The organism is Actinomyces sp. SKVG-SVH-4(1), assembly GCF_048514265.1.
GTDB lineage: Bacteria > Actinomycetota > Actinomycetes > Actinomycetales > Actinomycetaceae > Actinomyces > Actinomyces oris.
Map to the genome: position 1 here is coordinate 65,280 of NZ_JBGEVE010000012.1, position 7,253 is coordinate 72,532.

At 71.8% G+C, this 7,253-nt stretch carries 5 protein-coding genes; all 5 read left to right on the forward strand.

The genetic code is table 11. From position 1 onward, the window contains the following. The first annotated feature begins 523 nt into the window (after window positions 1-523). The 5 genes from AB7V09_RS10280 (at window position 524) to AB7V09_RS10300 (ending at window position 7,076) form a co-directional block, all read left to right on the forward strand. A complete protein-coding gene (locus tag AB7V09_RS10280; protein WP_010614312.1) occupies window positions 524-1,579 on the forward strand; it encodes a hypothetical protein in 1,056 nt (351 codons plus the stop codon). A gap of 161 nt (window positions 1,580-1,740) precedes the next feature. Next, the gene (locus AB7V09_RS10285) at window positions 1,741-2,232 is read left to right on the forward strand and encodes a hypothetical protein (protein ID WP_419143687.1); all 492 of its coding nucleotides are present in this window, start codon (window positions 1,741-1,743) and stop codon (window positions 2,230-2,232) included. A gap of 123 nt (window positions 2,233-2,355) precedes the next feature. Next, window positions 2,356-2,796 (forward strand): YbjN domain-containing protein, encoded by a 441-nt coding sequence (locus AB7V09_RS10290; protein ID WP_419143688.1) that lies wholly within the window; start codon window positions 2,356-2,358, stop codon window positions 2,794-2,796. Further along, window positions 2,796-3,650 carry a hypothetical protein gene (locus AB7V09_RS10295; protein WP_075414485.1) on the forward strand — a complete coding sequence of 285 codons (855 nt, stop codon included), beginning with the start codon at window positions 2,796-2,798 and terminating at the stop codon, window positions 3,648-3,650. The genes AB7V09_RS10290 and AB7V09_RS10295 overlap by 1 nt, the downstream gene beginning before the upstream one ends. A 390-nt stretch (window positions 3,651-4,040) precedes the next feature. Next, window positions 4,041-7,076, forward strand: a complete 3,036-nt coding sequence (locus AB7V09_RS10300; protein WP_419143689.1) for a tetratricopeptide repeat protein — start codon at window positions 4,041-4,043, stop codon at window positions 7,074-7,076. Window positions 7,077-7,253 lie beyond the last annotated feature (177 nt).

Genomic DNA, 7,253 nt, shown 5'->3' on the forward strand with positions numbered 1-7,253 from the left:
CACTGCCGGCCCCGTCGTCGCTGTCGTACCTTGTGCCTCGGGATCGAGGGTTAAGGGCACGATCTCGCGACCTACCCTACGACCGCGCGGTTAAACGCCGTTGGGCCACCTGTGGGTCACGGAAAGGTCTCGCCGCGCGCCCTGGGCGAGTGGATCACACCCCCAGTGGCGCCGTGATCCTTGTCACTCATTGACGTTTTCGGGCTCGCCCCGATGTGGCCCTTACCAGGACTTTTCTCCCGTGTGGCGCCGCCGTTGTAGACAGTCGAGAAGCCATGTCATCGGATGAATGGCAAGGGGGAGTCCTGCCCGGATATCGGGCACCGAGATTTCAAAAGATCACGAACAGGTCGCAGTTGAAGTCTCCAGTTGAGTAGCATCCACAGTGCTGGCAGCCGTGGGCGCCTCTGCGCTGGGCTCGTGCGTCGGCGTTGTCGCCGGCCCCGGGGTCGCGTGTCTCCATCCTCGGCAATCGGCGCCTTCCTCAGTGATAATCCCGATCCTCCACCGCAAGGAGCCTGACATGTCCGCCTACGTCCGCTACTACCGGCGGCTTCAGGCACTCACTCAGCGCCTGAGCACCTACCTGGACCGGTTGGAGGCTCGCGCCCGGGAGTTCGGCGTCAGCTCGGCCCGCACCGCGATGGAGATGCAGATCACTGACCCGGCCTCCGTCTCAGCCTTCCGCTCGGAGGTCGAGGCCCAGATCATGTTCCTGCACACCAAGGCCCAGCGGGTCTTCGCCAAGCACTTCGCCCCCTTCCTGGACATCGACGCCGACCTGTCCATCGACGAGGACCGTCAGCTCTCCGCCCGCCTCCAGGACGCGGCCAACCTCGTGGGCGGCTTCGAGGTGCGCCTGCGCAACATCATCGAGGAGGTCTTCGCCCCCGGCCGCGCCGAGCAGGCCCGCGAGGAGTGGAACCGTGCCATGACCGACTGGCGCCAGGCCCAGTTCTCCTTCACCTGCGACAAGTGCGGCGACCCGGTGCCGCTGCCCGAGCTCTACCACATGCCGGTGTTCATCACCTGCCCGCGCTGCAAGTCGCGCGTGGCCTTCCAGCCCACCGAGGCCATGGCGGCCGCGCCCACCTGGGCTAAGGAGGTCGCCAAGACCACCTGCTACGCCGAGTGGCAGAAGTCCGAGTCGGAGCAGGCCGCTGAGGAGGGGGTGGGCCTGGCCTTCTTCTACTACGTCGACTACGCCATCGCCCACCACCTCATGATGAACCGGCTGCTGCCCTTCTACGTGCGCTCCCAGGGCGGCCAGGAGGCCCTGCGCCGCGACGTGCGCAAGGCGCTGGAGACCCGCACCCACCAGCTGCGCCCCGACGAGGTCTCCCCCCAGTACCACGCCATGGAGTACGTCAACTTCATGGGCGGGCTGGGCCGCTCGGCCCAGATCCTGGGCCAGGAGGGCCTCGAGGACCGCCGCGAGCTCATCCTGCAGACGGTGCGCGACATCATGCGCCCTGACGAGCCCCTGGCCCGCTCCATCCTGGACAACACCTTCACCGAGGAGCTGTGGAGCCAGCAGGCCCACGCCGCCGACCAGCTCTCCTGCGAGGTGCCCCGCTAGCGTTCCCACCCGCCGTCCGCCCGGCCTGGCACGCAGGCGGCGCGCAGACGGCTCGAGCCCGACGGCGCATCGCGCGACTCATTCGCCCTCCCGTCGGCTTGTCAGCTCTTCGTCCCCCGGGCGGCCCGACGCCGCTCGGAACCGTTCCCGAAAGGACCACCATGGTCGGCTTCCGCAAGAAGTCCCAAGACAGCGCCTCCTTCTCCCGGTCATCCGGTGCCAGGGCGGACGGGAGAGCGGGGGCCGCCTCCGCGGGTGCTCCCCAGCGCACCCGCGCCGGGCGCAACGAGCCCACCGTGCGCACCGGCAAAGGGCGACGCAGCACGGCCGCCGGCCGCCGCGGATACACGACCTCCGAGCAGATGGATTCGCGCTGCCTGACCCTGGCCGAGTCGGCCTCCGGTGTCCTGGGCCGCTCCCTGGACCAGGCGCTGGCGCGACTCCCGGAGGGGCCCGGCGTCCCCGCCGCCTCCCGGGGTCCCGCCGGACCGGCGGACGCAGCGGGCCCGGCTACCGGGAACCGCCCCGACGCCGTCGGCGCCCCGCGCTCGACTAGGGGCCGGGGGGCTTCAGCGGGTAGCGTGCGCAGCACACAGGCCGGCGCCGGCCAGGTCGACACGGTCGCGGACATCGCCTCCGACATCGAGTTCTGACGGCCCGCCCTGCGCCTGAACCGGCCCCGAGCCGGCTCACCAGCTGCGCGCCGCACCCCCAAGCGGCGCCATCCGCACCGAATCCGCATCACGTCCCGCACCGGGTAGGAGGCGAGAGATCCCATGAGCGCCCAACCGGCTCTGACCTTAGGGCGGGTCGAGACCTGGCTGTCCCGGCACGACATCACCGCCGGCCCCGAGGAGGACGGCGCCGTCTTCATGGGCTTCCCGGGCTGCGACATCGGCGTCTACCTGCACGACGAGGAGGACGCCCTCGTCGTGGCCGGCATGTGGCGCGGGCGCCCGGCGGCCGAGCGCCTCGACGAGATGCGCGCCTTCATCGATGCCCAGCACCGCTCCACCTACGGCCCGGACCTGGCCGTCACCCCCGCCCACGACCCCGGCCACCTCCTGCTGAGCACTCAGATGGTGGCCTACGTCGGCGCGGGCATGAGCCAGGCCCAGCTCGACGCCTTCATGGACATGGGCCTGGGCATGACCCGCGCCTTCTTCTCCACGGTGGAGGAGCGCTTCCCCGAGCTCGTCACCTGGGAGGAGGACTGATGGCCTGGTGGAATCAGCCGGAGGGGTCGGTGACCCCGACCGTGACCCTCAGGCGGCTCGCCGCCTGGCTGGCCGTGCGCGGCCACCGCTACGACCTCGACCTGTCCGAGGGGGTGGTGCACTTCTCGGTGGCCGGATTCGACTACGTGCTCATGGTGGTCGACCGCCGGATCCTCGCCGTGCGCGCCCACCACCGGCTCGCCGCCACCCGGCCGGGCTCCGCGGAGCTCTCCCGGGTGCGCGCCGTGGCCCAGGAGGTCTCCAGCGGCCGGCTCATCCCCGCCTTCTACACCGAGGTCGACGACGCCGGCCTGAGCCTGTGCGCCGAGGTCCTCACCAACATCGGGGCCGGGCTCGACGACGCCCAGCTGGCCGGCACCCTGGACTTCATCCTCGACGGCGTCGATCAGGCCCTGCGCGAGGTCCTCAGCCTTCTGGCTGCCCAGGACACCGCTGCCGACAGTCGGCCCGACGCCGGGCCGGAGGCTGAGAGCGCGCCCGCGCCCCGGGCTGAGAGCGCGCCGGAGACCGTCGGTGGGATCGCCACTGGGATCGCCATTGAGGGAGAGGACGGCGGGGCGACCGTGATCGCCCTGCCCGAGGCACCCCGGCCCGACCGGGCCGTCGGGACCGTCGGTACCGCTGACACTGCTGAGGTCGCGGGAGGAGGGCTCACGCAGGTGAGCCCGCAGGCTCCTGCGGTGGCGACGCAAGGCGCGGCTGCGGGCATGGCCGATGCGACGGTGGAGATGGCCGCCGTCGTCGACGGGCCGGTCCCCGCAGCCCCGAGTGATGCTGAGGGCGGAACCGGGGCTGAGACAACCGACACCCCCAAGCCCCTGCTCGTGTCCTAGCGCGCGCCGGCCTCGCCGACGCAGCGCGGTGGCATCCGTTGGAAATACTGGAGTGGCAGGTGCCGGCGTCGGGGAGCCCGGTCCTGGGGCCGACCGGTGCGGTCGGAGGGTACCCGCCTCCGACATGCCCCGCGGCCGAGTTGCCGCTGGCCGTTGCAGTAGCGGATTCTATAACTGTTCGGTAACACTGGATGTCGGACAACCGCCCTCTGGACGAAAGGAGCCCGAGATGCCCATGCCGCCGTTCACCGGTGAGCGGTGCGGGATGACGCTCCACCCACGGCATCCCTGGGGTCGGCGGAGCGCATTCCGTGCGTTCTTGCAGCACACGGTGGAAGCCTTCGCCTCATGACGGTGCAACGTCAGGCTCCGCCCGGAAGGACAGACTCCATGACCACACGCGAAGACATCCTCGAGCGTCTGGCCTACGCCGATGCCCTCGGCCACGGCCCCCAGACCTCGGCCCTCATCGCGGAGGCCGTCAGCTGGGCGGACGCACTGGGCGACGAGGACCTGCGGATCGCCACCCGGCTGGCCCTGACCGAGGCCTACCAGCAGGGCAACGAGGCGTGGAAGGCGCTGGCGCCCTTCTCGTGGAACCTCGGCCGCTACCAGCGCCGCCCCGAGGCCTTCGACGACGCCCAGGTGCGCACCCTGCACTGGCACTTCAAGTGGGCGGTGGCCGTGGCGGGCGCCAACCCCCGGGTCTCCAAGGACAAGGTGCGCCAGCTTGAGGCCAGCCTCGAGGAGTTCTACCGCTCCGGGGGCGCCTCCATGCACGTCGTCCACGGAGAGCGCGCCTCGGTCGCCGGCCTGCTGGGCCTCGAGGAGGAGGCCGCCGAGGAGCTGGCCGCCTGGCGGGCCACCCACCGTGACGAGAACGCCGACTGCGAGGGCTGCGACCCCATGCGTCAGGTCGCCTTCGCCTACCGCACCGAGGCCTGGGAGCTGGCCGTGGCCACCGCCGTGCCCGTGCTGACCGGCGCCGTCAGCTGCTCCGTGCAGCCCCAGACCACGCAGTCCCTCGTGCTGCTGCCCCTGCTGGCCTCCGGTCGGCCCCGGGCGGCCTGGGAGGCGCACCTGCGCTCCTACCGGGAGATCCGCCGTAACCCCAAGGCCCTCATCTCCCTGGCCTATCACCTGGAGTACCTGGCCCTCGTGGGGCGGGTGGACCGGGGCCTGGAGCTCCTGCGCCGCCACCTGTCCTGGCTGGCCCAGGCCGAGTCCGCCTACGTGCTGCTGTCGGCCCTGCGCGGCATGAGCCTGGTGCTGCGCGAGGCCGAGCGGGCAGGCCGCGGCGAGGAGGCCCTCGGCGTCGAGGTCCCGGCCGCCGACCTGTGGTACCCGCTGCCGAGGCTGGAGTCCTCCACCACCATCTCGCGCGTCTACGCCGAGATGACCGGCTGGGCCCGGCGCCTGGCCCAGCAGTTCGACACGCGCAACGGCAACTCCACCATCTCCGACCACCTGGAGCGCTCCCTGGCCCGGGCCGCCTTCGACGCCGCCCCCGGCGCGGTCCACGGGCTGGGCGTGGAGGTCGACCTCCTGGAGCCCTCCGAGGAGCTGCCCGAGGCGGCCCAGACGAGCCTGACCGTGGACGAGGACGGCGCCGCGCCCGACGTCGCCTCCCTCCTGGGCCTGGTGGCCGACGACAACGGCCTGGTCCAGGAGCACGCGCCCCGCACGACGTCGTCGAGCCAGGAGGCGGCCGGCCGACGCGCCCGCGCCGCCACCAGCCACCAGAGCGGCGACGCGCCCTTCCCTCTGGTGGACCTCGTGCGGCCCCGGCCGGTGCGCAACGGTGAGGAGGCGGTGCGCCGCTACGTCGACCACCGCCGCACCATTGGCTCCTCGACGATGGACTACTGGTACGTCGTCGACCAGGTGGCCACACGCGACCTGCTGCCCCCGATCGGTGAGGAGATCCCGGGCCTGGAGTACCACACCGGACTGCTGCGCGCCGCCGCCATGACCTGCCGCACCGAGATGGACGAGGCCATCGCCGAGCGCCTGCGGATCCGCCCCCTCATCGAGCTGGCCTTCGGGCCGCTGGGCGCCTACTACGTGGACCTGCTCAACCTCGACAACGAGATCACCGCCGACTCCATTGCCGAGCTATCCCAGGACGTCTTGCGCGATGAGCGCCTGCAGCGGGCCACCTCCCTCATCGGGCAGATCGAGGCCCAGGTCGAGGACCTGGTGTCCACCGAGCTGCTCGACCCCGGGGGTACCGACGCCCTCGTCCTGGCGGCCGACGCCCTGCTCGTGGGGGCCTCGGTCCTCACCGACCTGCACGCCAAGGACGAGGCGCTCGGGGCGATCCAGGTCGTCGCCCGCGCCGCCGAGGCCGTCCCCGAGGACCGCCACGCCGAGCGGATGGACGACATCCTCGACATGGCGCGCGCCGAGGTCCTGGCCGAGTGCGGCGACGTCTACAACGGCTGCCTGCTGGCCGAGGAGGTCATGCGCCGCCACGAGAAGGTCTCCCCGGTCCTGGCCGCCCGCGGTCGGCGCCTGCTGGGCATCTCCTCGATGGAGGTGGGTCAGTTCGACGAGGCCATCGCCCAGTTCCGCGAGCAGGCCAACATCATGCTGGCCGCCGGCATCACCCTGTACGCCGTGGCCTCCCTGCTGTCCCTGGGCTCGGCGCTGGAGGCCTCCGAGCGCTACCTGGAGAGCGCCGAGGTCCTGGAGTCCGCGCTGTCCCTGGCCCAGCGCACCGGGGCCACGAGCATCGCCCTGTACCTGCACCGGCTCCTGGCTCAGACCGGCATGGCCATGGGCGAGGAGGAGAGCGTCGCCGAGCACTCGCTGGCCGCCGCCCGGATCCTGCAGGAGCAGGGGCGCCGGGCGCTGGCGGGGGAGTACCTCGCGCACGCGGCGATGGCCGTCTCCAACCTCAAGGACAATGTGCGCGCCGCCGCCCTGTTCCGCCAGGCCGCCGACCTGGAGGACACCCGCACCGACCAGGGCTGCCTGGACCGGGGGCGGGCGCTGCGCCGCTCGGCGCGGGCGCTGGTGGACGACCTCACCCTGCCCATGGCCCGGGGGCGGCTCGACGAGGCCCGCCAGATCATGGAGGAGGCCCGCCAGGCCTTCGCCGGCGTGGCCGACACCGAGGGCTACTCCTCGGCCTGGGAGATCGGCGACTGGCACGACGACATGGCCTGGATCCTGTGGCGCACCGGCCAGAACTGGCAGGCCGTCCAGCACTGCGAGTCCGCCTACGACGGCTACATGGACACCGAGGACCGCGACTCGGCGTCGCGTGCCCTGTGCATGCTGGCCCGCCTGCACGCCGAGCGCGGCGAGCGCGACGAGGCCCTGGCCGCCTGCGCCCGCGTGCGCGACCTGCTGGGCGAGCCGCACTGGGACGGTCACGACGCCTTGGAGTTCGTGGCCTCCGTGGAGGAGACACTGCGCTGACGTGTGGCGCGGGCTCTGCCGCTGTTGCCCCCGGCCGGGGACATTCCGCGCGGCCGGGTGCGTGCCGTTCCGGGCGGGGGCGTTCGACGCCGTCGGGGACGGTGGGGTCAGGTGGTGTTTGCACCGTTGATGATGTCGTTGAGTTTCTCAGTTGGGGTCTGTCCGTTCAAGACGATG

Coding starts and splice junctions, on each gene's coding strand:
- AB7V09_RS10290 (WP_419143688.1), top strand. CDS start 2,356: ATGAGCGCCCAACCGGCTCTGACCTTAGGGCGGGTCGAGACCTGGCTG.
- AB7V09_RS10300 (WP_419143689.1), top strand. CDS start 4,041: ATGACCACACGCGAAGACATCCTCGAGCGTCTGGCCTACGCCGATGCC.
- AB7V09_RS10295 (WP_075414485.1), top strand. CDS start 2,796: ATGGCCTGGTGGAATCAGCCGGAGGGGTCGGTGACCCCGACCGTGACC.
- AB7V09_RS10280 (WP_010614312.1), top strand. CDS start 524: ATGTCCGCCTACGTCCGCTACTACCGGCGGCTTCAGGCACTCACTCAG.
- AB7V09_RS10285 (WP_419143687.1), top strand. CDS start 1,741: ATGGTCGGCTTCCGCAAGAAGTCCCAAGACAGCGCCTCCTTCTCCCGG.